Origin of the sequence: Thermomonospora cellulosilytica (assembly GCF_014138835.1) — a bacterium.
GTDB classification, from domain to species: domain Bacteria; phylum Actinomycetota; class Actinomycetes; order Streptosporangiales; family Streptosporangiaceae; genus Thermomonospora; species Thermomonospora amylolytica.
The window spans coordinates 188,886-213,296 of sequence record NZ_JACJII010000001.1; the positions used below are offsets into that span (position 1 = coordinate 188,886).

Below are 24,411 nucleotides of genomic sequence, written 5' to 3' on the forward strand. Positions count from 1 at the left end.
GGACGTTCTGTACCCCTCCGCGGTTCGGGTGAAGCGCGCCCCGATGTTCCGGAAAACGCCGGAACGGGGCGGCGCCGGTTCACGGGACCGCCGGGCCGGTGATGTAGCGGCCGCGCTCATCGTACGGCCAGCCGTTGATGACGCAGCCCTTCATGCCGTACACCTGCTGCTGCATCACCGGCGCGGGCCCGCCCTTGCGCGGGCAGGTGGCGTGCCCGTAGCCGAGCCGGTGGCCGACCTCGTGGTTGATCGTCAGCGCCCGGTACTCCTCGGGCCTGCCCTGGTAGCTCGGGGTCAGCAGTTCCCAGCGCTTGAGGTTGACGATCACCTCCTTGCCGCCGGCGCAGTTGACCTCGCTCTCGGTCTCCAGCCCGTACTTGGCGCACAGGCGGTCGACGGTCTCCGGCGTGGCCAGCCGCACCACGAAGTCGTAGCCGCGGCCGCTCACCCGCTGGAACGCCCACTTGCCGCCGGCGGTCCAGCCCCTGGGGTGCGCCAGGATCGCCTCGACGGTGCGGGCGAACTCGGTGGCCGGGTGGCCGATGCCCCCCTCGACCTCCACGACGTACCGCATCAGCCGTCCCCGCCCGGCCTTGCGGCCGGTGCCGGGGACCCGGGTGAACTTGCCCGTTCCCCGGCTGGGCACGGTGGGCGTGGGAGTCACCGTCGGCGTGGCGGCGGGACGCGACGGGGACTGCTCGGCCAGCGCGGCGCCGCCCTGTCCGAGCGGCGAGTCCGGGCGGTAGAACCGGATCCCGGCGGCGACCGTCGCGGCGCCGACGAGGACGGCCAGGACCGCCAGGGCGATCCTGGCCCGGCGTCTACGGCGCTCGGCGCCTGCGAAGGCCTCGTCGAGCCAGTTCTCCTCGGCCTCCGGCCACGGACCGTGATCCGGCTCGTACGGTGGGGCGTTGCGCGGCGTACGGGTTCGCATAAGCCCGACAGGATGCCAAACGACGGGCGTCCGCCCCGGCGTCTCGAACGATGATCACTCTGTTCTTGGGAGAACCGTGCACGTCAGCTATGCCTCCGTGGCCACACCCGGCCTTCCCAACGAGGACTGCGTCGTGACCGGCGACGGCTGGGCGGTGCTGCTGGACGGGGCCACCGCGCGCCCCGGCGTCGACTCCGGCTGCGGGCACGGCCCGCGCTGGCTGGCGGGCCGGCTGGCCGGTGCGCTGGCCCGGCGGCTGGCCGGCCGGACGCGCGCGGCGCTGGCCGACGTGCTGGCCGAGTCCATCGCCGAGACCTGCGCCGCCCACGGCGGCTGCGACCTGGCCAACCCCGACAGCCCCTCGGCAACCGCCGCGGTCGTCCGCGCCCTGGACGGCCGCCTGGACTGGCTGGTGCTGGCCGACTCCCCCGTCCTGGTGGACCTGGGCGACCGCCTCGAGGTGGTCCACGACGACAGGACGGCCAGGCTCCCCTCCTACACCCCGGAGGCGGTGCGGGCGCTGCGCAACTCCCCCGGCGGCTTCTGGGTGGCGAGCACCCGTCCCGAGGCCGCCTACGAGGCCCTGACGGGCTCGGCCCCGCTGGAGGACGTCCGGCGCGCCGCCCTCTTCTCCGACGGCGCCACCCGTCTCGTCGAACGCTTCGGCCGGCTCGACTGGCCCGCCCTCCTGGACCTCCTCGACCGCGAGGGCCCCGCCGAGCTCATCCGGCGCACCCGCGCGGCCGAGCACGCCGAGACCGAGACCGAACGCGCCCGCCACCGAGGCAAACCCCACGACGACGCCACCGCCGTCCTCATCCGCCCGTAGAGACGGGCAGAGCCCCTCCCGGAGGTCCGGAAGGGGCTCTGCGCGGTCAGCGCCCGGTCAGCGGTTGTACTGGCCGAAGTCGTACTCCTCCAGGGGCACGGCCTCGCCGGAGCCCTGGCCGAAGGCGTACTCGGCGCCGTCGTCGTAGGACCCGACGGAGTACACCGCGGCCTTGGCCTCCTCGGTGGGCTCGACCCGGACGTTGCGGTACTGCGGCATGCCGGTACCGGCCGGGATGAGCTTGCCGATGATGACGTTCTCCTTCAGGCCCAGCAGCGGGTCGCTCTTGGCGTGCATGGCCGCCTCGGTGAGCACCCGGGTGGTCTCCTGGAAGGAGGCCGCCGACAGCCACGACTCGGTGGCCAGCGAGGCCTTGGTGATCCCCATCAGGACCGGACGGCCGGCGGCGGGGGTGCCGCCCTCGGCCACCACGGCGCGGTTGGTCTCCTCGAAGACCGGCCGCTCCACCAGGTCGCCCGGCAGCAGGTCGGTGTCGCCCGACTCGAGGATGTTCACCCGCTTGAGCATCTGGCGGACGATGATCTCGATGTGCTTGTCGTGGATCGACACGCCCTGCGACCGGTACACCTCCTGGACCTCCTGGACCAGGTGCAGCTGCACCGCCCGGGGGCCGAGGATGCGCAGCACCTCGTGCGGGTTCTGGGCGCCCGCGATGAGCTGCTGGCCGACCTCGACGTGGGCGCCCTCGCGGACCCCGTCCATCAGCCGGGCGCGCATCGGCACCGGGTAGGCGACCTCGTCGGAGCCGTCGTCCGGAACGATGATGATCTTCCGGGTCTTCTCGGTCTCCTCGATCTTGACCCGGCCGGCCACCTCGCTGATCGGCGCCACGCCCTTGGGGATGCGGGCCTCGAACAGCTCGGTGACACGCGGCAGACCGTGCGTGATGTCCGCCCCGGCGACACCGCCGGTGTGGAAGGTCCGCATGGTCAGCTGGGTGCCGGGCTCACCGATGGACTGGGCGGCGATGATGCCGACCGCCTCGCCGACGTCCACCCGCTTGCCGGTGGCCAGCGAGCGGCCGTAGCAGGCGGCGCACACGCCGATCTTGGACTCGCAGACCAGCGAGCTGCGGGTGCGCACCTCCTCCACGCCCGCCGCGATCAGCCGGTCGATCACCGCGTCGGACAGGTCGGTGCCGGCCGGGACGACGACCGTCCCGTCCACCTCGACGTCCTCGGCGATGGTCCGCCCGACCAGGCTGGTCTCCGCGTTGGCCGGCTTGGCCAGCGAGCCGTCCGCGGTCCGCTCGGCCACCCGGAACGCGATGGTCCGGTCGGTGCCGCAGTCGGTCTCCCGGACGATCACGTCCTGCGCCACGTCCACCAGACGCCGGGTCAGGTAACCGGAGTCGGCGGTGCGCAGCGCGGTGTCGGCCAGACCCTTGCGCGCGCCGTGGGTGGAGATGAAGTACTCGACCACCGACAGGCCCTCGCGGAACGAGGACGTGATCGGCCGCGGGATGGTCTCGCCCTTGGGGTTGGAGACCAGGCCGCGCATGCCGGCGATCTGCCGGACCTGCAGCGGGTTACCGCGGGCGCCCGAGTTGACCATCATCCACACCGGGTTGGTCTTCGGGAACGCGTTGGTCATGTCCTCCATGACCTCGGCGGTGGCGTGCGTCCAGATCTCGATGAGCTCCTGCCGGCGCTCGTCGTCGGTGATCAGGCCGCGGTTGAACTCGCGCTGCACCTTGTCGGCGCGGCGCTCGTACTTGGCCAGGATCTCCGCCTTGTTCGGCGGGGCCACCACGTCCTCGATCGCGATGGTCACGCCGGACCGGGTGGCCCAGTGGAACCCGCGGTCCTTCAGCTCGTCCAGCGCCTTGGCCACGACCACCTTGGGGTAGTTCTCGGCCAGCTCGTTCACGATCGCCGACAGCTGCTTCTTGCCCACCTCGTAGTTCACGAAGGGGAAGTCGTCCGGCAGCGTCTCGTTGAACAGGCAGCGGCCCAGCGTGGTCTCCAGCCGGTACGGCTGGCCCGGCTCGTAGCCCTCGGGGGCCTGCCAGCCGCGCGGCGGCGGGGTGTCCTTGAACCGGACCTGGATCTTGGCCTGCAGGTCCAGCTCGCCGCGGTCGTAGGCCATGACGGCCTCGGCCACCGACGCGAACACCCGGCCCTCGCCCTTGGCGCCCTCCTTGTCGGTCGTCAGCCAGTACAGGCCGATGACCATGTCCTGGGTGGGCATGGTGACGGGCTTGCCGTCCGAGGGCTTGAGGATGTTGTTGGTGGACAGCATCAGGATCCGCGCCTCGGCCTGCGCCTCGGCCGACAGCGGCAGGTGCACCGCCATCTGGTCGCCGTCGAAGTCGGCGTTGAACGCGGTGCAGACCAGCGGGTGGATCTGGATGGCCTTGCCCTCGACCAGCTGCGGCTCGAACGCCTGGATGCCCAGGCGGTGCAGGGTCGGCGCCCGGTTCAGCAGCACCGGGTGCTCGGTGATGACCTCCTCCAGCACGTCCCACACCACCGGGCGGGCGCGCTCGACCATCCGCTTGGCGGACTTGATGTTCTGCGCGTGGTTGAGGTCCACCAGCCGCTTCATCACGAACGGCTTGAACAGCTCCAGCGCCATCTGCTTGGGCAGGCCGCACTGGTGCAGCTTGAGCTGCGGGCCGACCACGATGACCGAACGGCCGGAGTAGTCGACGCGCTTGCCCAGCAGGTTCTGCCGGAACCGGCCCTGCTTGCCCTTGAGCATGTCGCTCAGCGACTTGAGCGGACGGTTGCCCGGCCCGGTGACCGGGCGGCCGCGGCGGCCGTTGTCGAACAGCGCGTCGACGGCCTCCTGCAGCATCCGCTTCTCGTTGTTGACGATGATCTCCGGAGCGCCCAGGTCGAGCAGCCGCTTGAGCCGGTTGTTCCGGTTGATCACGCGCCGGTACAGGTCGTTCAGGTCGGACGTGGCGAACCGGCCGCCGTCCAGCTGCACCATCGGGCGCAGGTCCGGCGGGATGACCGGGATGCAGTCCAGCACCATGCCCAGCGGGCTGTTGCGGGTGTTCAGGAACGCCGAGACGACCTTGAGCCGCTTGAGGGCGCGGGCCTTCTTCTGGCCCTTGCCGGTGCGGATGATCTCGCGGAGCTTCTCGGCCTCGGCCTCGAGGTCGAAGTTCTCCAGCCGCGCCTGGATGGCGCGGGCGCCCATGCCGCCCTCGAAGTACTTGCCGAACCGCTCGCGCATCTCGCGGTACAGCATCTCGTCGCCCTCGAGGTCCTGGACCTTGAGGTTCTTGAAGCGGGTCCAGACCTCCTCGAGGCGGTCCAGCTCGCGCTGCGCGCGGTCGCGCAGCTGCTTCATCTCCCGCTCGGCCGAGTCGCGCAGCTTGCGCTTGGCGTCGGCCTTGGCGCCGGCCTCCTCCAGCTCGGCCAGGTCGGCCTCCAGCTTCTGCTGGCGGGCCTCGATGTCGGCGTCCCGGCGCTGCTCGATCTGCTGGCGTTCCACCGAGATGTGCGCCTCGAGGGTGGGCAGGTCGCGCTCGCGCTTCTCGGTGTCCACCGAGGTGATCATGTACGCCGCGAAGTAGATGATCTTCTCGAGGTCCTTGGGCGCCAGGTCCAGCAGGTAGCCCAGCCGCGAGGGAACGCCCTTGAAGTACCAGATGTGGGTGACCGGGGCGGCCAGCTCGATGTGGCCCATCCGCTCGCGCCGCACCTTGGCGCGGGTGACCTCCACGCCGCAGCGCTCGCAGATGATCCCCTTGAAGCGCACCCGCTTGTACTTACCGCAGTAGCACTCCCAGTCCCGGGTGGGACCGAAGATCTTCTCGCAGAACAGGCCGTCCTTTTCCGGCTTGAGCGTCCGGTAGTTGATGGTCTCGGGCTTCTTGACCTCGCCGTGCGACCACTGACGGATGTCGTCGGCGGTCGCCAGGCCGATCCGCAGCTCGTCGAAGAAGTTGACGTCGAGCACTGTCGTATATCCCCTTATGCCCCTAGTGCCTCAGACCTCGTCGACGCTCATCGCACCCTCGTTGGGGCGCCGTGCGAGATCGATGCCGAGCTCCTCCGCGGCGCGGAAGACGTCCTCGTCGCTGTCGCGCATCTCGATGGACATGCCGTCGCTGGAGAGCACCTCGACGTTGAGGCACAGCGACTGCATCTCCTTGATCAGCACCTTGAAGGACTCCGGGATGCCCGGCTCCGGGATGTTCTCGCCCTTGACGATGGCCTCGTAGACCTTCACGCGGCCGAGCACGTCGTCGGACTTGATGGTCAGCAGCTCCTGCAGGGCGTAGGCGGCGCCGTAGGCCTCCAGCGCCCAGACCTCCATCTCCCCGAACCGCTGGCCGCCGAACTGGGCCTTACCGCCCAGCGGCTGCTGCGTGATCATGGAGTAGGGGCCGGTCGACCGAGCGTGGATCTTGTCGTCGACCAGGTGGAGCAGCTTCAGGATGTAGATGTAGCCGACCGAGATCGGGTCCTTGAAGGGCTCGCCGGTCCGGCCGTCGAAGAGCTTGGCCTTGCCGCCGGGACCGACCAGGCGCCGCCCCTCCTCGTCGGGGAGCGTGCTCTCGATCAGCCCGGTGATCTCCTCCTCGCGGGCGCCGTCGAAGACCGGGGTGGCGGTCTTGGTCCACGGCCCGGCCGCGTCGGCGCCGATGGCCTGCAGGGCGCGCTTCCACTCGGCGTCGTCGCCCTCGAGCCTCCAGCCCCGGCTGGCCACCCAGCCCAGGTGGGTCTCCAGGACCTGGCCGACGTTCATCCGGCCGGGCACGCCCAGCGGGTTGAGGATGATGTCGACCGGGGTGCCGTCCTCCAGGAACGGCATGTCCTCGATCGGCAGCACCTTGGCGATGACGCCCTTGTTGCCGTGCCGGCCGGCCAGCTTGTCCCCGTCGGTGATCTTGCGCTTCTGCGCCACGTAGACGCGGACCAGCTCGTTGACGCCCGGCGGCAGCTCGTCGCCCTCCTCGCGGGAGAACACCCGGACGCCGATGACCTTGCCCTGCTCGCCGTGCGGCACCTTCAGCGAGGTGTCGCGGACCTCGCGGGCCTTCTCACCGAAGATCGCGCGCAGCAGCCGCTCCTCGGGGGTCAGCTCGGTCTCGCCCTTGGGGGTGACCTTGCCGACCAGGATGTCGCCGGGGACGACGTCGGCGCCGATCCGGATGATGCCGCGCTCGTCGAGGTCGGCCAGCACCTCCTCGGAGACGTTCGGGATGTCCCGGGTGATCTCCTCGGGGCCCAGCTTGGTGTCGCGGGCGTCGACCTCGTGCTCCTCGATGTGGATCGAGCTCAGCACGTCGTCCTGCACCAGGCGCTGGGACAGGATGATGGCGTCCTCGTAGTTGTGGCCCTCCCAGGGCATGAACGCCACCAGCAGGTTCTTGCCGAGCGCCATCTCGCCCTGGTCGGTGCACGGGCCGTCGGCGATGACCTGGCCGGCCTCGACCCGCTGGCCCTCGTCCACGATGGGCTTCTGGTTGAAGCAGGTGCCCTGGTTGGACCGCTTGAACTTGGCGACCCGGTAGGTGGTGCGGGTGCCGTCGTCGTTCATCACGGTGATGTAGTCGGCGGAGACCTCCTCCACCACGCCGGCCTTCTCCGCGAGGATCACGTCGCCGGCGTCGGTGGCGGCCCGGTACTCCATGCCGGTGCCGACCAGCGGCGCCTCGCTGCGCAGCAGCGGCACCGCCTGCCGCTGCATGTTGGAGCCCATCAGCGCGCGGTTGGCGTCGTCGTGCTCCAGGAACGGGATCATCGCGGTGGCGACCGAGGTCATCTGACGCGGCGAGACGTCCATGTAGTCGACCTCGTTCGGCGGCAGGTACTCGATCTCACCGCCCTTGGTGCGCACCAGCACGCGGTCCTCGGCGAACGTGCCGTCCGGGTTCAGCGGCGAGTTGGCCTGCGCCTTGACGAAGCGGTCCTCCTCGTCGGCGGTCAGGTAGTGGATCTCGTCGGTGACCCGGCCGTCGACGACCTTGCGGTACGGGGTCTCCACGAAGCCGAACGGGTTGACCCGCCCGTAGGCCGACAGCGAGCCGATCAGGCCGATGTTCGGGCCTTCCGGGGTCTCGATCGGGCACATCCGGCCGTAGTGGGACGGGTGCACGTCACGGACCTCGAAGCCGGCCCGCTCACGGGACAGACCGCCCGGGCCCAGCGCCGACAGCCGCCGCTTGTGGGTCAGCCCGGCCAGCGGGTTGGTCTGGTCCATGAACTGCGAGAGCTGGCTGGTGCCGAAGAACTCGCGGATGGAGGCCACCACCGGGCGGATGTTGATCAGGGTCTGCGGCGTGATCGCCTCGACGTCCTGGGTGGTCATCCGCTCGCGCACGACGCGCTCCATCCGGGCCAGGCCGAGCCGGACCTGGTTCTGGATGAGCTCGCCGACGGTGCGCAGCCGCCGGTTGCCGAAGTGGTCGATGTCGTCGACCTCGATCGGCACCGCGACGCCGTTCTCGCCGGCGGCGGTGAGCACGCCCTCCTCCTCGCCGGCGTGCAGCCGGACGAGGTACTCGATGGTGGCGACGATGTCGTCCTCGGTCAGGGTGCCCTGGTTCATGTCCAGGTCCAGGCCGAGCTTCTTGTTGACCTTGTACCGGCCGACCTTGGCCAGGTCGTACCGCTTGGGGTTGAAGTACAGGTTCTCCAGCAGGGTCTGCGCCGACTCCTTGGTCGGCGGCTCGCCCGGCCGCAGCTTGCGGTAGATGTCCAGCAGCGCGTCCTCCTGGCCGGACGTGTGGTCCTTCTCCAGGGTGACGTTCATCGACTCGTACGCGCCGAAGTGCTCGCGGATCCGGGCCTCGTCCCAGCCGAGCGCCTTGAGCAGCACGGTCACCGGCTGCTTGCGCTTGCGGTCGATCCGCACGCCGACGTTGTCGCGCTTGTCGATCTCGAACTCCAGCCAGGCGCCACGGCTGGGGATGACCTTGCAGCCGTAGATGTCCTTGTCGCTGGCCTTGTCCAGGGATCGGTCGAAGTAGACGCCGGGCGAGCGCACCAGCTGCGACACCACCACCCGCTCGGTGCCGTTGATGATGAAGGTGCCCTTGGGGGTCATGAGCGGGAAGTCGCCCATGAACACCGTCTGGCTCTTGATCTCACCCGTCGAGTTGTTGATGAACTCCGCCGTGACGAACATCGGGGCGGAGTAGGTCATGTCCTTGTCCTTGCACTCCTCCACGGAGTACTTGGGCGGCTCGAACCGGTGGTCCCGGAACGACAGCGACATGGTCCCGGAGAAGTCCTCGATCGGACTGATCTCCTCGAAGATCTCCTCGAGCCCCGACTGGGTCGGGACGTCCTTGCGGCCGGCCTTCTGGGCCGCCTCGACGCGGGACTTCCACCTCTCGTTGCCGAGCAGCCAGTCGAAGGAGTTGGTCTGCAGAGCGAGGAGGTCCGGGACTTCGAGTGGCTCCTTGATACGCGCGAAGGAAACGCGGTTCGGACCGGTTGCGGTGTTCGAGGCGTTGCGCGAGGCTGCCAAGAGTGGTCCTTCCGAGGGCTCGCGGCGGTACTGGTGACGCGCAGGCCGAGACCATCGCCGAACAAGATCGTTATCACGGATACCGTGCGCACACGGTCCGCTACAGGTTGAATTCTTGCACGAGGATAGTCAGAGGGCAGCGCAAAGGAGCAGTGTAGCCGACTGCCACACCGCTGGCAACTCTGGCGCCGCAGTATGCATCACAGTTGCCTCGCAGCATCGCCTGTCCGGGCCCCGGAGTCAAGACCGGCCAGCGGCATTTCCCGCGCTGACCAGCCGTGAGGAAAGCCATAGTTTAGGGACTCCGTACCCGGTCACCGCCCCCGAACGCGCCGTGACCCGTTCCGGACAGGTCCGGAACGGGTCACAGGACGGTCACCTGCCGGGCAGACCCGGCACGGGCGCGACGGGCGGCTAGAGGACCTCCAGCTTCTCCACCAGCCACCGGCCGTCCACCTTCCTCATGGTCAGCCGCAGGCGGAACTGGCTCGGCAGCCGCTGCGCGGTCGCGGCCTTGGCGGTCTCCTGGTTGAGGAACACGATCGCCACCGCCTCGTCGCCGTCGACCCGCTCCACACCGGTCTTGAGCGCGATGCCCTCGGTCACCACCTGCTGCCTGGCCGCGTTCGCCTTGACCTGCGGGGTGGTCCTGGCGAACTCGTCCTTGAACTTGCCGGTGGTGTGCGCGGCGGCCCGACGCAGGTCCGAGTCCACCGTCCGGTAGTCGTACGACGACAGGTCCTGGGCGGCCTGCGCGGCGGCGAACATCACCTGCTTGCGGGCCTCCTCGGCGTTCGCCAGCCGGTTGTCCTGCACCCACAGCCACCCGGCCGCGGCCCCCAGCAGCACGGCGAGCGTCAGCAGCACCACACCGGAGGTGCCCAGCCCGGAACGGAACACGACCTTGCGGCGCGTCCGGCCGGCGGCGGCCTCCGGGGCGTCCCCGTCGTCCTCGTCGGCCGTCCCGGTCTCCTCGGCCTCGTCCCGAACGAGATCGTCCTCGACGTCCCGCGGCCCGTCGTCCTCCACCTCGTCCGCGTCGTCCGTCTCGTCCGCGTTGTCCGTCTCGGTCGCCGTCGTGTCGTCGTCGGCCTCCACCGCCGCGGCGTCCACGTCATCGGCGTCGTCAGCGGTCGCGGGGCTCGCCGCCACGGCATCCTCGTCGCCGGTCTCGGTCTCCGCCGTACCGGTCCCGACGTCCTCGCCGGCCTGGTCGGTCTCCTCGGTCAGGGCGTACTTGGGCCGTACCGCGGCGGACCTGCCGCTTCCGCCGCTCTTGCCCGCGCCCTTGCCGGCCTTCTCGGCGGCCCGCTCCCGCTTCTCGGCCTCGGCCTCCTCCAGGGCGGCCCTGGCCTCCTCGGCGGCCTTGCGGGCCTGCTCCGCGAGCTCCTCGGCCCGCCGGGCGGCCTCCTCGGCCTTGCGCGCCTTGTCGGCCTTGTCGTCCTTGCCGGCGCGCTTGCCGCGCCCGAGCACCGTCATGCCACCAGCCTCATGTTGGAGACGAGCCAGCGCCCGTCGGTACGGGTCAGGTCGAACCGCCAGCGGAAGTACCGCTGCTGCCCGTTCGGCACCTCCGCACTGGTGACCACGGAGGTGACCGCCACGATGACCTCGGCGCTGTCCTCGTCCATCGACACCACGCCGGCCCGCATGTCGCGCACCGTGGCGGTGCTCTTGCCCTGCTGGGCGGCCTTGGAGATGTCGGCGGACATGGTCCCCCACTGGTCCTTGGCCTCGCCGGTCAGCCCGCTGGCCACCCGCTCCAGGCTCTTGGGGAGGTTGCGGTGGTCGATGGTCGCCAGGTTCACGGCGGTCTGCCGGGCCGACTGCATGGCCGCGGCGCGCTGGTCCTCACGGGCCTCGGCCCGCCACACCGAAGATCCCAGCACCACCACCGCGACGGCCAGCGCGACGACGACCACGGCCAGCAGCCCGGTCACCACCGGGACGCGCACCACCACCAGTTCCGTATCGCGGTCACGTGATCGTCCGAACTTCACGGTGAGGGCTCCTTAATCAGGACAGCGGGCCGAGGAGCAGCATCTTCCAGGAGGCGTCGCCCAGCACCTGCTGCTGCCCGCCGCCGTAACCCAGCAGGTACTGCTTGCCGTCGGGCCCGTACACGGCCCCGGTCGCTGGATCGTACCCGGCGAGCTGCACCGATCCGGCCGAGACCGGCACATAGAGGGTGTCGTCGACCAGGGTGGTCACGCCCTCGTCGGGGGTGGTGTCGCCGGAGGCCTGCTCCCCGGAGCCGCCGTCGCCGTCCCCGCCGTCGTTCGCGCCGCCGTTCGCGCCGCCCTCGGGGAAGCCCGCCCCGGCGGTGGCGCCGTCGGGGACCTGCGGCATGGGCTGCCGCGCCTCGGGCGGGAGGTTGCGGGCGCCGCGGACGACCTTGTCGGAGTTCTTCGGCTCCGTGCAGCCCAGGTCGGTGCGGGTCCGCTGCTTGCTGGTGTCCTGCGGCCAGCGCCGCCCGGTCTCCTCGTACCCCTTGGTGCAGACCGGCGGGGCGTCCATGTTGAACACCAGGCCCAGGTGCTGGGTGCCGTCGCCCGGGGTGACGGTGAACGCGCCCGCCACGGTCAGCGGGTACAGGATGAACAGCGAGCGGATGCCGGCCACCCGCGAGGTCATGACCTGCCCGGTGGTGGTCAGGTTGGCCAGCAGCACCGGCAGCGTCGGCGACAGGTCGTCGATCAGCCGGCGGGTCTCGGCGGTGAACGGCACCCCGCGGTCCAGCACCGTGCGCAGCGCGTCGTCGTCCCGCCGCAGCTGCGTGGTCAGCACGTTCAGGTTGCGGGAGAACTGCCGGATGTGCCCGCCCATCTGGCGCTGGGTGTTCAGCACGGTACGGCCGTTGGTCAGCAGCGCCTCGGTGTCCGGGTAGGACTCCTCGGCGGTCCGCAGCAGCCGGTCGGTGTCGTCCAGCAGCGCCTGCAGGTCCGACGCCGACCCGTTGAACGCCTTGTGCAGCTCGTTCACCACGACCCGCAGGTCCTGCGGATCGACCGAGGACACCAGCTTGTCGACGTTGCGCAGCAACTCGGCGGTGGACACCGGCAGCCGGGTCCGCTCCCGGGGAATGGTGTCGTACCTGCCGCCGTCGCCCAGGTACGGCCCGGGGACCTCGCCGTCGGGGCCGGGCTTCTTGGTGGGCTGCAGGTCGATGTACTGCTCGCCGACCGCCGAGCGGTTGGCGACCACCGCGGTGGTGCCCTCCCAGGGGATCCGGTGGCCCCGCTCCATGATCAGCCGGACCCGGATGCCGTCCTCGGTGAGCTCCATCGGGCCGACCCGGCCCACCGTGACGCCCCGGTAGGTGACCGCCGCGTTGGTGAACACGCCGCCGGAGTCGGTCAGGTCCACGTACGCGGTGTACTCGCGGCCCAGCAGACCGCGGCCGACCCCGATGTAGCGGACCGCCACCACGCTGACCCCGAGCACGGTGATGACCAGGAAGGCCAGCAGCTGGATCTTGACGCCGCGCTTGAGGATCACGAGAGCCCCCCGGTCATCAGCGAGTACAGGCCGGCGTGGACGCCGGTCGAGCCCGCCCCGCCCATCGACCGCGGCCGCAGCGTCGGCAGCGGCAGGCCGGGCCGCTGCCCGTCACCGCCTCCGTCCGGGGTGCCGGCGCCGGGCGTCGGCGTCGGGCTCGCGGGGCCGGGGGTCGCGCCGCCGGTCGGGGCGGGCGCGCCGGGCGCACCGGGCGCGGCCGGCTGCTGGTCGGGCAGCACTCCCAGCGCCGGCTGCGGCACGCTCAGGCTCGGCGGCTTGAGCAGCAGCCGCATCTGCTCGCCCTGCCGGACCAGGTACTCCAGGTCGGTGCCGCCCAGCAGGTTCTGGGTCAGGTTCTTCAGGTCCAGGTCGAGCGTCATGTGCAGGTTGCCGTAGTCGCCGCGCAGCACGTTGGCGAACGTGGCCGGGAACGGGAACGTCATCATCGTCTCCAACGCCCTGGGCAGGTTGGAGCCGGCCTTGTTCAGGTTCTCCAGCGTGGTGTTCAGCGACCTGAGGTTGGCCACCATGTCGGCGTGCGAGGCCTCGATCACCCGGGTGGTGGTCTGGCTGAGCTTGTCCAGGCTGACCAGCATCTTGGTCAGGTCGGCCCGGTTCTGCTCCAGGATCTTCAGCGCCGGCCCGGTCCGGTCGATGGTGTCGGCGATGGTCCGCCGCTCGGCGGCCAGCGTCCGGCTCAGCCGGTCGATGCTGTCCAGCGCCCGGACGATGGCCGCGCGGTTGCGGTCCAGGGTGCCCACGAACGTGTCCACCTTGTGCAGCACCGACTTGATGGTGTCGGTACGGCCGTTCATCGCGGCGTTCAGCTCGCGGGTGATCGTGGAGACCTGCTCCAGGCCGCCGCCGTTGAGCAGCAGCGACATGGCCGACAGGACCTCCTCGATCTCGGCGCCGCGGGAGGTGCGCTCCAGCGGGATCAGGTCCCCGTCGCCCAGCCGGTCGGGCGAGGGCGCCTCGCCCACCGGCGGCGACAGCGCCACGAACTTCTCCCCCAGCAGGCTGGTCTGGGCGATGCCGGCGCGGGCGTTGTCCGGCAGGTTCACGTCCCGGCGCAGCTTGAACGTGACGACCGCCTGCCAGGACCGGCCGCGCACCGCGCTGCGGGTCAGCTCGACCTTGACGACCTTGCCGACCGACACGTCGTTCAGCTTGACCACCGACTGCGGCACCAGGTCGAGCACGTTGGCGAACTCGGCCCTCACCGTCACCGGCCGGTCCCCCAGGTCGGGGCCGCCCGGCAGCGGGAGCGAGTCCACGCCGCGGAAGCCGCAGCCCGACAGCGTCAGCGCGGCGGCGGTGAGGGCGGCCGCCAGGCCCGTCCGGGCGGGGCGGCGGAGGGGCGCGGGTCGGTTCACTGGCCACCTCCCGGCAGCAGGGCGCGGAAGTCGGTGTTGGGCCGGGCCGGGGAGCCGCCCCCGGTCTGCCGGGCGTTGCCGCCGCCGACCTGCACGCCGGAGCCGCCGTTGCGCGGGTTGCGCGGGTCGTTCGGGCCGTAGGCGTCCGGCGGGATGGGCTCGGGGTCGTAGTGGGTGGTCAGCGCCGTGATCCAGGACAGGTCCAGGCTCAGGTTGGTCAGCGCGTCCCCGAACGAGTCGTACGGCTGCATGAAGTCCAGGCACTCCTTGGCCGGGGTGCCCACCGAGTAGGCCAGCGAGCACACCCAGTCGGCCAGGTTCTCGAAGTTCAGCGACAGGTTGGCGCGGTTGTGGATGGTGCCGCTGATCGGGTCGTAGGCGCGCGCCAGGTTGTTGATCGCCAGCGGCGCGACCTCCAGGAACTCGGCGAACGACTCCTTCTGCTCGACCAGCGTCCCGGTGATCTGGGCCAGTTCCCGCACGCTGTCCGACAGCTCCTCGCGGTTGTCCCGGATGAACCGCTCGACGTTGCGCAGCGTGGGGCCGAGGGAGTTCAGCGCCGCCGACAGCTCCTCGCGCTCGGCGGCCAGCTGCGCCGACACCCCGTTCAGCTGCTGGTTGAACTGCCGGATCTGCTGGTCGCTGCGGATCATGGCGTCGGTGATGATCCGCAGGTTCCGGATGGTGGTGGCCACGTCCTGGCGGTCCTCGCTCAGCGTGGCCAGCATCCGCGAGGTGTCGGCGATGGTCTCCCGCAGGTCCTCGCCCTGGCCCTCGAAGGTGTCGGCGCCGACCTGCAGCAGCCGCGACAGCGCGCCGCCGGAGTTGGCGCCCTGCGGGCCGAGCGCCTTGCTCAGGTCGTTCAGGCTGCCGCCGACCTCGTCGACCTCGACCGGCACGGCGGTGCGGTCGGTGCCCAGGGTGACCCCGTCGGCCAGCGTCGGCCCGCCCTTGTAGACGGGGGTGAGCTGGACGAACCGGTCCGACACCAGGGTCTGGCTGACGATCACGGCCTGCGCGTTGGCGGGGACCTTGTAGCGGGCCTCGTAGGTCATCTCGACCAGGACCGCGTCGCCCTTGGGGGTGACCGCGGTGACCTCGCCCACCGGGATGCCCAGGATCCGGACGTCGGCGCCCGGATGCAGGCCCACCGCCCGTTCGAAGTAGGCGCTCAGCCGGCGCTGCGGGGGGTCGGTGAACAGGATGACGGCCGCGGCGACCAGCGCCCCGACGGCGACGACCACGCCGCCGAATCTCAGGATGCTTGCGAATCTGCGCACTGTGGTGTCCTGCCTGCTCACGGAAGGAAGGGCAGCGGGTTGTCCGGGGTGGGCCGGGGGGTGGCGGGCGCGCCGGGCTGCTGCGACCGCCCGGCCGGTCCGGTGGTGGTCCCGTTCTGGCCCGGTCGGCCGCCCTCGCCGCCGCCGGACGGCTGGATGGAGGCGGGCATCGGCAGCAGGTTCTGGATGTAGGCGTCGAACCAGCGGCCGGACCCGGTGGCGTCGGCGAACTGCCGCACGAACGGGCCGTACAGCTGCAGGATCCGGTCCAGGTTCTGCTGGTTGCGCAGCAGGACCTCGTTGACCTGCCGCAGGTTGTCCAGCATCGGCGCGAGCTCCGCCTGGTTCTCCGCGATCAGCGCGTTCACCTGCTGGGACAGCCGGACGGTGCGGATCAGCAGCTGGTGGATCACCTCGCGGCGGGCCTGCACGGCGGCCAGGATCCGGTTGGAGTCCTCGACCAGCCGGGCGAAGTCGGCGTTGCGGTCGGCCAGCAGGTCCGAGACGCTGCGCGCCCGGTCGGCCAGCTCGTGCAGCTCGGCGTCCCGGGAGGAGATGGTCTCCGACAGCCGCCGCAGGCCCTGCAGCGACGCCCTGACCTCCTCCGGCGAGTTCTCGAACGTGTCGGCCAGCACCTGCAGCGACCTGGCCATCTGCTGGGTGTCGAGCTGGTCGATGTGGCCGCTCAGGTCGCTGATCGCCGGCACCACGTTGTAGGGCACCCCGGTGCGGCTGATCGGGATCTCGCCGCGCAGCGGCCGCTCGCCGCGCGGGGTCAGCGCCAGGTAGTGCGCCCCCAGCACCGTCTTGATCTTGATGTCGGCGCGGGTCAGATCGCCGAGGCGGACCCCGTCGTCCACCCGGAAGGTGACCCTGACGTTGTCGCCGGCCAGTTCCAGCGAGGTGACCTCGCCGACCCGGACGCCGGCCACCCGCACCTCCTCGCCGCTGCGCAGCCCGGCCGCCTCGGCGAACCGGGCGGTGTAGGTGGTGCCGCCGCCGATCACCGGCAGGTCCTCGATGAAGTACGCCGCCAGCATCAGCACGGCGATCACCGTGAACGAGACCAGCCCGATCGGCACCGGGTTGCGCTCCCGGAACGGGACCCTCATGGCCGCGTCCCCCTCCGCCGGACGGCGCGGGCCGCGACGGCCCGGGCGCGCCGGCCTGTTCGCCGCTCGGCCATCGCTACTTGCACCTCGCGTTCTCGTTCTGGATCCGCGGCGTCTGGTAGACCGGGCCGCCCGGCAGGGCGATCCGGGCGTCCATGCTGCACAGGTAGAAGTTGAACCAGGACCCGTAGGAGGACGCCGCCATCAGTTCCTCGATCCGGCCCGGGGTGCGCTCGAACAGCTTGTCCAGGTCCTGCTCGTGGTCGCCGAGGGTGCCGGCCAGCCGGTTGAGCCCGGCGATGTCCTTCTTCAGGTCCGGCCGGACGTCGACCAGCAGGTCCGCGGTGGTCCCGGTGAGCCGGTTGATCGCCGCCACCGAGTCGAAGATCGCCTCCCGGTCGGCGGCCAGCCCGCTGATCAGCCCGCGCAGGTCGGTGATCATGGTGTCGACCTGCTGGTGCCGCTGGTCGATGGTGCCCAGCACCTGGTTGAGGTTGTCGATGACCTGCCCGATCACCTGGTCCCGGTCGGCCAGCGTGTTGGTCAGCGACGCCACGTGCGCCAGCACGCTGTTGACGGTGCCGGCCTCGCCCTGCAGGACCTGCACGATCTGCAGCGCCAGCTGGTTGACCTGCTGCGGCTCCAGCGCCTTGAACAGCGGGCGGAACCCGTTGAACAGCGCGGTCAGGTCCAGCGCCGGCCGGGTGCGCTCCTTGGGGATGGTCGCGCCCGGCCGCAGGTACTCGCCGGGGGTGCCGGGGGCGTCGTCGGTCAGCTCGATGTACCGCTGCCCCACCAGGTTGCGGTACCGCAGGTGGAGCCGCACCGAGCTGGGCAGGCCCACCCGGAACACGCCGTCCTTGTTGACGCTGAACGTCACCTCCGCCTCGGTGCCGCGCAGCCTGATGTCCTCCACCTGGCCGACCCGGACCCCGGAGGCGCGCACGTCGTCGTTCTCCAGCAGCCCGGTCACGTCGGTGAAGATCGCCTTGTAGCGCACCGAGTCGGTGAACCGCGCGTTGGCGATGCTGATCGCCAGGATCCCGGTCACCACCGAGGTGACCACCACGAAGATGCCCAGCTTGAGGGCGGCGCCCGCGGTCCTCACGAGATCGTCACCACCGATCCGTCATCCAGCAGCGGCCCGTACAGCAGCACCGACACGTCGGACAACCGGTCGGACGGGATGCCGATGAGCGGCCCCACCATGGCCTTGATCCGGTCCTCGTCGGACATCTCGGCGCCCGGGTCCACGAAGACCCCCGAGGCGGCCCGGTTGCGGTGCCCCGGCGGCAGCGGCTCGTCGGGGTCGTGCGGGTCCTTCCACCACAGGTCGTCCTCGGTGCCGTCGAGGGCCGTGTAGTCCGGCGACGGCACCTTCGGGTCCGGCAGGCCGTAGCACCGCGGCCCCCGGTGGTCCTTCATCTCCGGCAGGTCGAGGGGGTTCTTGTAGGCCGGCCGCGGCTTGACGATCTCGATCGTCACGTTGAACGTCGGGGTCTTGCCGCCCCCGGCCTCCTCGGCCAGCGGCATCAGCTTCATGATCCCCTCGAACACGCACGGCAGCGACGGGGAGTACTTGGCGAACACCTCCAGCACCTGCCGGTTGGCGATGTTGAAGCCGACCACCTTGGGCCCGTTCTCCCGCATGAACCGGTCGCCCTTGACGGCCACGCCGGTGATCGCGGGGATCAGGTCCTCGATGGTCTGCTCCTTGTCGGTGACCGTCTTGCTGGTCACGTTCAGGTTCCGAAGCGTCTGCAGCAGGTCGGGGGCCGCGGCGTTGTAGATGTCGGCCACGTCCGACAGCGCCTGCAGGTCCTCCACCACCAGCGGCAGGTCGGGGTTGATCCTGGTCAGCAGCGCGTCCAGCTGCTCCAGGTTGCGGCCGATCTGGTCGCCCCGCCCCTCCAGCGCGGTGGCCAGCGCGTTCAGCGTGGAGTACAGCTCGTCCGGCCGGACCGACTGCAGCAGCGGCAGCAGGTTGTTGAGGACCTGGTCGACCTCCACCGCGGCCTGCGAGACGTCCTGCCGGATCACCGTCCCGTCGCGCAGCGTGGCCCGGCTGCGGTCGGCGGGGATCTGCAGCGCCACGTACTTCTCGCCGAACAGCGTCTTGGGCAGCAGCCGGGCGGTGACGTTGGCCGGGATCAGCTCCGCCTTGTCGGGGTCGATCGCCAGGTCCAGCACGGCGCCGTCGGCGGTGGCGCGGGTGGCGCGCACCTCGCCGACGACGATCCCGCGGACCTTGACGTCGGAGTGCGGCAGCAGTTGCAGCCCGGCCCGCTGGGCGCGCACCTTGACGTGCACGGCCGAGCTGAACGCCTGGTTGAACTGCGCCACCGCCAGGCCCAGCAGCAGGGCGATCACGCAGATCATGGCCAGGCCGTAGACGCGGTAGCGCATCCGCTGAGACAGACCAGTGCTCATCCCGTCACCCCGCGATCCGCACGGTGGTCGTGGTGCCCCAGATGGCCATGCCGAGGAACAGGTCGGCCAGGTTGATCACCACGATGCTGGTCCGCACCGCCCGGCCCACCGCCACGCCGACCCCGGCCGGGCCGCCGCTGGCGTGGAAGCCGTAGTAGCAGTGGATCAGCATCACCAGCATGGCGAAGACGATCACCTTGCCGAACGACCAGAGGATGTCGTACGGCGGCAGGAACAGTTCGAAGTAGTGGTCGTAGGTCCCGGTCGACTGCTCGTAGAACACCGTCACGATCAGCCGGGTGGCCAGGTACGACGCCAGCAGGCCCACGATGTACAGCGGGATCACCGCGATCATGCCGGCCAGCAGCCGGGTGGTCACCAGGAACGGCATGGTCGGGACCGCCATGACCTCCAGCGCGTCGATCTCGTCGGAGATCCGCATGGCGCCGAGCTGGGCGGTGAACCCGCAGCCCACCGTCGCCGACAGGGCCAGCGCGCTGACCAGCGGCGCCAGCTCACGGGTGTTGAAGTAGGAGGAGACGAACCCGGTGTAGGCGGCGGTGCCGATCTGGTTGAGGGAGTTGTATCCCTGCAGGCCGACCTGGCTGCCGGTGAAGAACGTCATGAAGCCGACGATCGCCACGCTGCCGCCGATCACCGCCAGCCCGCCGGTGCCCAGGCTGACCTCGGCCAGCAGCCGCGCCACCTCGGTGCGGTAGCGCCGCAGCACCCGGAACACCCAGGCGAACGCCCGCGCGTAGAACGACAGCTGGTGGCCGAAGTCCTCGACCCGTTCGAGGGGCTTGCCGACCGCCTTGGCGACGGCCCGGCCGCCCTTGGGAGGGGCTGCCATCGGTCACATCCCCTTCTGCGGGACGAGCTGGAAGTACAGGGCGCTGATCAGGAAGTTCTCCAGGAACAGCAGCATGAAGGTGATCACCACGGTCTGGTTGACCGCGTCCCCCACGCCCTTGGGCCCGCCCTTGGCGTTCAGGCCCTTGTAGGCCGCCACCAGGCCGGCGGTGATCCCGAAGACGAACGCCTTGACCTCCGCCTGAATCAGGTCCGGCAGCTGCGCCATGGCGTTGAACGAGGCCAGGTAGGCGCCGGGCGTGCCGTCCTGCAGCATGACGTTGAAGATGTAGCCGCCCATCAGGCCCACCACCGACACCAGCCCGTTCAGGAACAGGCCGATGAAGGCGCAGGCCAGCATCCGCGGGACGACCAGGCGGTGCAGCGGGTTGATGCCCAGCACCTCCATCGCGTCGATCTCCTCGCGGATCTTGCGGGAGCCGATGTCGGCGCACATCGCCGAGCCGGCCGCGCCGGCGATCAGCAGCGCGGTGACCAGCGGGCTGGCCTCGCGGACGATCGCCACCACCGCGGTGGCGCCGGTGAACGACTGCGCGCCCAGCTGCCGGATCAGCCCGCCGACCTGCATCGACAGGATGGCGCCGAACGGGATGGCGACCAGCATGGTCGGGATGGCGGTCACCGAGACGATGAACCAGGACTGCTCGATGAACTCGCGCCACTGCACGGGCCGCTTGAACATCGCCCGGAACGTGTCCAGGCACAGGGCGAAGAACCGGCCGGGTTCCCTGACGGCGATGTTCAGCAGGCCGTCGGTGAACTTGGCCATCCGGCCGCCGCCGGTCTTGGCCGCGGTGTCGTCCCCTCGCTGGTTCGCGCCGATACCAGGAGCGGTGGTCATCAGTAGCGGCCTCCTGCGGGCGGCGCTCCGCCCTGGGTCGGGTCGGGCGGGTACTGGTGGTGGCGGCCCTGCGGCGGCGGCGCCTGGGCGGGACCGGCGCCGGCGGGCACCGCGGCGCCGCCGTGCTGCGCCACGTACCGCGGCCACTCCTCGATCCAGTTACGGCCCGTCTCGTCGATGAACGAGCCCGGCGGCGGCTGGACGCCGTTGGCCCGCAGCCACTCGCCGGGGGCGTGCTGCGAACGGCGGATCCGGCCGTCGCTGGGCATCAGCTGCGGCGGGATCGGCGGCAGCTTGCCGGGGTCGGCGCCCATCCGGGCCTCGGCCTCCAGCTCGGAGACGTCCTTCTCCTCGGACATGCCGATGGGGCCCTGCCGGCGGGCGTTGAGGAACTGCCGGACCACCGGCTCCTCGCTGGACAGCAGCATCTCCCGCGGCCCGAACATGACCAGCTCGCGGCGGAACAGCAGCCCGATGTTGTCGGGCACCGTGCGGGCGGTGTTGATGTCGTGGGTGACGATCAGGATGGTGGCCTCGACCTGGGCGTTCAGGTCGACGATCAGCTGGTTGAGATAGGCGGTGCGGACCGGGTCCAGACCGGAGTCGGGCTCGTCGACCAGCAGGATCTCCGGGTCCAGCACCAGCGCGCGGGCCAGCCCGGCGCGCTTCTTCATCCCACCGGAGATCTCGCCCGGGAGCTTCTTCTCGGCCCCGATCAGGCCGACCATCTCCATCTTCTCCAGCACGATCCGCCGGATCTCCGACTCGGACTTGCGGGTGTGCTCGCGCAGCGGGAAGGCGATGTTGTCGAACAGGTTCATCGACCCGAACAGCGCGCCGTCCTGGAACAGCACCCCGAACAGCTTGCGGGTCTCGTACAGCTGGCTCTCGGGCAGGTACGGCAGGTTGCGGTCGCCGATCCAGATGTTGCCGCGGTCCGGCTTGAGCAGCCCGACCAGCGACTTGAGGAACACGGACTTGCCCGTGCCGGAGGGCCCGAGGAGCACGGAGATCTCTCCCGCGGGCAGGGTCAGCGACACGTCCTGCCAGATGACCTGACGGCCGAAGGTCTTGGTCAGCCCTTCGACACGGATCTCGACGCCCACTCGTCACCTTCCGTCCAGGCCGGGGGGACTCCCGGAACCAAAGTTCGAGCAGTGCCCGGCTGCGCCGAGCTGTCGTCACGTCTGGTGTCCGCCGGTTTACTACTAGCGGGTAGCTGTGGCGGTGGCCACTACCGTAGCGACGAATCGGAAAAATGGAAGGGGTTCAACGCACGATCTGTGGTCAACCATAACCTTGTAAGGCAATCGTTACTTACCTGGGGTAACCGTTCGGGAGGCGGGGAACCTCCATCTCGGAACGGGTGTCCACGGATCGGCGCCCTCCGGCGGCACTGCCGGCACGACCCCGCCCGGAGCGTGAGACTACGCCCCGCGTGTGACCCCTCACAAGACCCTGCTGGACAGAATGCCAACAGCGACCTCCGGAAACGACGGCGGGCGGCCGCCCCACCGCAAGGGTGGGACGACCGCCCGCTGAGCGCTGCGAACGGCCCCGGCCGTCGTCGCGGCGACCGGGGACCGGCCGGAACGTCCTACTTGACGGTGACCGTCGCGCCCGCCTTCTCCAGGGCCTCCTTGGCCTTGTCGGCGGTCTCCTTGTTGACCTTCTCCAGCAGCGGCTTGGGAGCGCCGTCCACCAGGTCCTTGGCCTCCTTCAGGCCCAGCGAGGTCAGCGCGCGGACCTCCTTGATGACCTGGATCTTCTTGTCGCCGGCGGCCTCGAGGATGACGTCGAACTCGTCCTTCTCCTCGGCCTCCTCGGCCGGGGCGCCCGGAGCGGCGGCACCCGGGGCGGCGACGGCGACCGGAGCGGCGGCCTTGACGTCGAAGACCTCCTCGAACTTCTTCACGAAGTCCGACAGCTCCAGGAGGGTCATCTCCTTGAACGCGTCGAGCAGCTCGTCAGCGGTGAGCTTGGCCATGTGTGTTTCCTCCGTACGGCGTTGAGCAGATGCGATCGTGGGGCGACCGCGGGGTTCAGTCCTCGGCGGGAGCCTCGCCGGCGGGGGCCTCGGCGGCCTCCCCCGACTCCTCGAGCTTGGTCCGCAGGGCGTCCGCCAGCAGGGCCATCTGGGTCGGCAGGGCGTTGAAGGTCGCGGCGGCGTTCGCCATCGAGGCCTTCATCGCGCCCGCCAGCTTGGCGAGCAGCACCTCGCGCGACTCCAGATCGGCGAGGCGGTTGATCTCGGCGGCGTCCATCGGCTTGCCGTCGATGACACCGCCCTTGATCACCAGCAGCGGGTTGGCCTTGGCGAAGTCACGCAGACCCTTGGCGGCCTCGACCACGTCGCCCTTGACGAACGCGATCGCCGACGGGCCGGCCAGGAGCTTGGAGAACTCCTCGTCGACACCCGCGGAGTTCGCCGCGATCTTGGTCAGCGTGTTCTTCACCACGGCGAACTTCGCGTTGTCACCGAGGTTGCGGCGCAGCTCGCCGAGCTGCGCCACGGTGAGCCCGCGGTACTCGGTCAGTACGGCGCCGCTGGAGCTGGTGAACTCTTCGGTGAGTTCGGCGATCGCGGCAGCCTTGTCGGCCTTCGCCATGGGCCTCCTTCCGATTACCTAGGGTCCAGGCCACCGGAACGAAGGACCGGAGAAAACACAGACGCCCCGGCGCAGGCGCACGGGGCGAACACCTACAGGTGCCTTGGGGTCTCCTGTGTGACGGTCGCTCTCGTCTCGCCTGCGCAGGCCGTCCGCATTTTCAGCGGACCTTCGGCCGCCCGGGAGGGCGGCAACCGGCGGTCTTCGGCAAAGGTCAAGAGTACGCGGCCCCGCCTCCCGCCGCCAAATCGGCGCGGAGCCGGGGCCGCGTCCGCTCTCCGGCCCGGCCTCAGGTCCGGGTGGGGATCTGCGGGACGCCCGGCAGGCGGAACTCCCCGACCTGGTCGGCGGGCGGCGCGCTGATCTGCACCGGCTTGCCGTAGTCGCGGTAGACCATGGTCACCGTCATGCTGCCGCCGTCCTTCAGGGTCATCTGGGAGGTCTGCTTGCGAGGCAGGCTGTCCGGCCCCACCCACAGGCTGATCCGCATCGTCGAGGCGCCCAGCTCCCGGTAGGTCTCGGCCAGCTCCTGGGAGTCCTGGCCCTGGTTGAGCTTGGCCAGGTCCCGCTGCAGGTCGATGGTCCCCTCGTAGCGGGTGGTCTGCACCCCGTCGACGGTCTCCTTGCCGGTCTCCTTGACGTCCGGCGCCGCGGTCAGGATCCGCGCCATCTCGGCGGGGCTCTGCCGCTGCGCCTCCTTGCTCAGGTCGGCGCCGCCCATCCCGGTCAGCCCCTCCAGGGAGACCCGCCCCCACGGCTTCCCGCCGGTGAGCTTCGGATCGCCCATGTTGAGGTAGTACGAGCCGTCGATGAAGATCATCTGCATGGACGGGGCGTCCTGCAGGTCCGTCCCGCCGGCGCTGGCCTGCACGCGCATCGTGCCCTGCAGCGCCACGGCCGGCCGCAACCGCACCGCCATGTCGGACTCGGTGGTGGTGTCGACGGTGAGGCCCTCCTGGGTCAGCCTCATGTCCATGGTCATCTTCATCCGGAAGGTGTCGGACTGCCCGGCCTTGTCGGACACCTTGGCCAGGATCTCGTTCGCGGCCAGCTTGACCGCTCCGCCGGCGTCGGCCCCCGTCCCGGCCGGATCACCGAAGCATCCGGTCAGTGTGAGCAGCAGGGCGCCGCTCGCGGCGGCGATCGCGGTCAGTCGGCGATACATCGGACC

General features: G+C 70.4%; 18 protein-coding genes. 1 reads left to right on the plus strand and 17 read right to left on the minus strand.

The window, feature by feature from the left end:
* Positions 1–79: 79 nt before the first annotated feature.
* Positions 80–934: a DUF3152 domain-containing protein gene (locus HNR21_RS00950; protein ID WP_182703666.1), complete on the minus strand. Its 855-nt coding sequence runs from the start codon at positions 932–934 to the stop codon at positions 80–82.
* 76 nt (positions 935–1,010) lie between these two features.
* On the opposite strand from HNR21_RS00950, the gene HNR21_RS00955 reads away from it, so the two are divergent.
* Positions 1,011–1,763, plus strand: coding sequence for a protein phosphatase 2C domain-containing protein (locus tag HNR21_RS00955; protein ID WP_119728424.1), 753 nt, complete (start codon positions 1,011–1,013; stop codon positions 1,761–1,763).
* Between the two features lie 57 nt (positions 1,764–1,820).
* On the opposite strand, the gene HNR21_RS00960 is transcribed toward HNR21_RS00955, so the two are convergent.
* The 16 genes from HNR21_RS00960 to HNR21_RS01035 all read right to left on the minus strand — a co-directional run bounded on the left by HNR21_RS00960 (position 1,821) and on the right by HNR21_RS01035 (position 24,405).
* Positions 1,821–5,699: a DNA-directed RNA polymerase subunit beta' gene (locus tag HNR21_RS00960; RefSeq protein WP_182703667.1), complete on the minus strand. Its 3,879-nt coding sequence runs from the start codon at positions 5,697–5,699 to the stop codon at positions 1,821–1,823.
* A gap of 30 nt (positions 5,700–5,729) precedes the next feature.
* Positions 5,730–9,221 (minus strand): DNA-directed RNA polymerase subunit beta, encoded by a 3,492-nt coding sequence (rpoB, locus tag HNR21_RS00965; RefSeq protein WP_182703668.1) that lies wholly within the window; start codon positions 9,219–9,221, stop codon positions 5,730–5,732.
* A gap of 414 nt (positions 9,222–9,635) precedes the next feature.
* On the minus strand, positions 9,636–10,700 hold the full coding sequence (locus tag HNR21_RS00970; RefSeq protein WP_182703669.1) for an Rv1363c family protein: 1,065 nt from the start codon (positions 10,698–10,700) through the stop codon (positions 9,636–9,638).
* Positions 10,697–11,221 (minus strand): Rv1363c family protein, encoded by a 525-nt coding sequence (locus tag HNR21_RS00975; RefSeq protein WP_182703670.1) that lies wholly within the window; start codon positions 11,219–11,221, stop codon positions 10,697–10,699. The genes HNR21_RS00970 and HNR21_RS00975 overlap by 4 nt, the downstream gene beginning before the upstream one ends.
* 16 nt (positions 11,222–11,237) lie before the next feature.
* Positions 11,238–12,719 (minus strand): MCE family protein, encoded by a 1,482-nt coding sequence (locus HNR21_RS00980; protein WP_182703671.1) that lies wholly within the window; start codon positions 12,717–12,719, stop codon positions 11,238–11,240.
* A complete protein-coding gene (locus HNR21_RS00985) occupies positions 12,716–14,095 on the minus strand; it encodes an MCE family protein (protein ID WP_182703672.1) in 1,380 nt (459 codons plus the stop codon). The genes HNR21_RS00980 and HNR21_RS00985 overlap by 4 nt, the downstream gene beginning before the upstream one ends.
* Positions 14,092–15,375 carry an MCE family protein gene (locus tag HNR21_RS00990; protein ID WP_312880761.1) on the minus strand — a complete coding sequence of 428 codons (1,284 nt, stop codon included), beginning with the start codon at positions 15,373–15,375 and terminating at the stop codon, positions 14,092–14,094. Before HNR21_RS00990 ends, HNR21_RS00985 begins: the two co-directional genes overlap by 4 nt.
* 17 nt (positions 15,376–15,392) lie before the next feature.
* The gene (locus tag HNR21_RS00995; RefSeq protein WP_182703674.1) at positions 15,393–16,487 is read right to left on the minus strand and encodes an MCE family protein; all 1,095 of its coding nucleotides are present in this window, start codon (positions 16,485–16,487) and stop codon (positions 15,393–15,395) included.
* A 76-nt stretch (positions 16,488–16,563) separates the two neighbouring features.
* A complete protein-coding gene (locus tag HNR21_RS01000; protein WP_119728416.1) occupies positions 16,564–17,595 on the minus strand; it encodes an MCE family protein in 1,032 nt (343 codons plus the stop codon).
* Complete coding sequence (locus tag HNR21_RS01005; protein ID WP_182703675.1) at positions 17,592–18,917, minus strand: MCE family protein; 1,326 nt, start codon at positions 18,915–18,917, stop codon at positions 17,592–17,594. The genes HNR21_RS01000 and HNR21_RS01005 overlap by 4 nt, the downstream gene beginning before the upstream one ends.
* Before the next feature lie 4 nt (positions 18,918–18,921).
* On the minus strand, positions 18,922–19,770 hold the full coding sequence (locus HNR21_RS01010) for an MlaE family ABC transporter permease (protein WP_119728414.1): 849 nt from the start codon (positions 19,768–19,770) through the stop codon (positions 18,922–18,924).
* Positions 19,771–19,773: 3 nt separating this feature from the next.
* The gene (locus HNR21_RS01015) at positions 19,774–20,631 is read right to left on the minus strand and encodes an MlaE family ABC transporter permease (protein WP_119728413.1); all 858 of its coding nucleotides are present in this window, start codon (positions 20,629–20,631) and stop codon (positions 19,774–19,776) included.
* Positions 20,631–21,737, minus strand: a complete 1,107-nt coding sequence (locus HNR21_RS01020; protein WP_312880762.1) for an ABC transporter ATP-binding protein — start codon at positions 21,735–21,737, stop codon at positions 20,631–20,633. The genes HNR21_RS01015 and HNR21_RS01020 overlap by 1 nt, the downstream gene beginning before the upstream one ends.
* A 491-nt stretch (positions 21,738–22,228) precedes the next feature.
* Positions 22,229–22,618: a 50S ribosomal protein L7/L12 gene (rplL, locus tag HNR21_RS01025; protein ID WP_119728412.1), complete on the minus strand. Its 390-nt coding sequence runs from the start codon at positions 22,616–22,618 to the stop codon at positions 22,229–22,231.
* 55 nt (positions 22,619–22,673) lie between these two features.
* Positions 22,674–23,240, minus strand: coding sequence for a 50S ribosomal protein L10 (gene rplJ, locus HNR21_RS01030; protein ID WP_119728411.1), 567 nt, complete (start codon positions 23,238–23,240; stop codon positions 22,674–22,676).
* Between the two features lie 289 nt (positions 23,241–23,529).
* Positions 23,530–24,405, minus strand: coding sequence for an SCO4651 family lipoprotein (locus tag HNR21_RS01035; RefSeq protein ID WP_182703676.1), 876 nt, complete (start codon positions 24,403–24,405; stop codon positions 23,530–23,532).
* Positions 24,406–24,411 lie beyond the last annotated feature (6 nt).

Bases quoted from the DNA above. Each gene is read 5' to 3' on its own strand.
- HNR21_RS00970 (WP_182703669.1), bottom strand. From the start codon at position 10,700: ATGACGGTGCTCGGGCGCGGCAAGCGCGCCGGCAAGGACGACAAGGCC.
- HNR21_RS01015 (WP_119728413.1), bottom strand. From the start codon at position 20,631: ATGACCACCGCTCCTGGTATCGGCGCGAACCAGCGAGGGGACGACACC.
- HNR21_RS01005 (WP_182703675.1), bottom strand. From the start codon at position 18,917: ATGAGCACTGGTCTGTCTCAGCGGATGCGCTACCGCGTCTACGGCCTG.
- HNR21_RS00950 (WP_182703666.1), bottom strand. From the start codon at position 934: ATGCGAACCCGTACGCCGCGCAACGCCCCACCGTACGAGCCGGATCAC.
- HNR21_RS00995 (WP_182703674.1), bottom strand. From the start codon at position 16,487: ATGAGGGTCCCGTTCCGGGAGCGCAACCCGGTGCCGATCGGGCTGGTC.
- HNR21_RS01010 (WP_119728414.1), bottom strand. From the start codon at position 19,770: ATGGCAGCCCCTCCCAAGGGCGGCCGGGCCGTCGCCAAGGCGGTCGGC.
- HNR21_RS01035 (WP_182703676.1), bottom strand. From the start codon at position 24,405: ATGTATCGCCGACTGACCGCGATCGCCGCCGCGAGCGGCGCCCTGCTG.
- rplJ (WP_119728411.1), bottom strand. From the start codon at position 23,240: ATGGCGAAGGCCGACAAGGCTGCCGCGATCGCCGAACTCACCGAAGAG.
- rplL (WP_119728412.1), bottom strand. From the start codon at position 22,618: ATGGCCAAGCTCACCGCTGACGAGCTGCTCGACGCGTTCAAGGAGATG.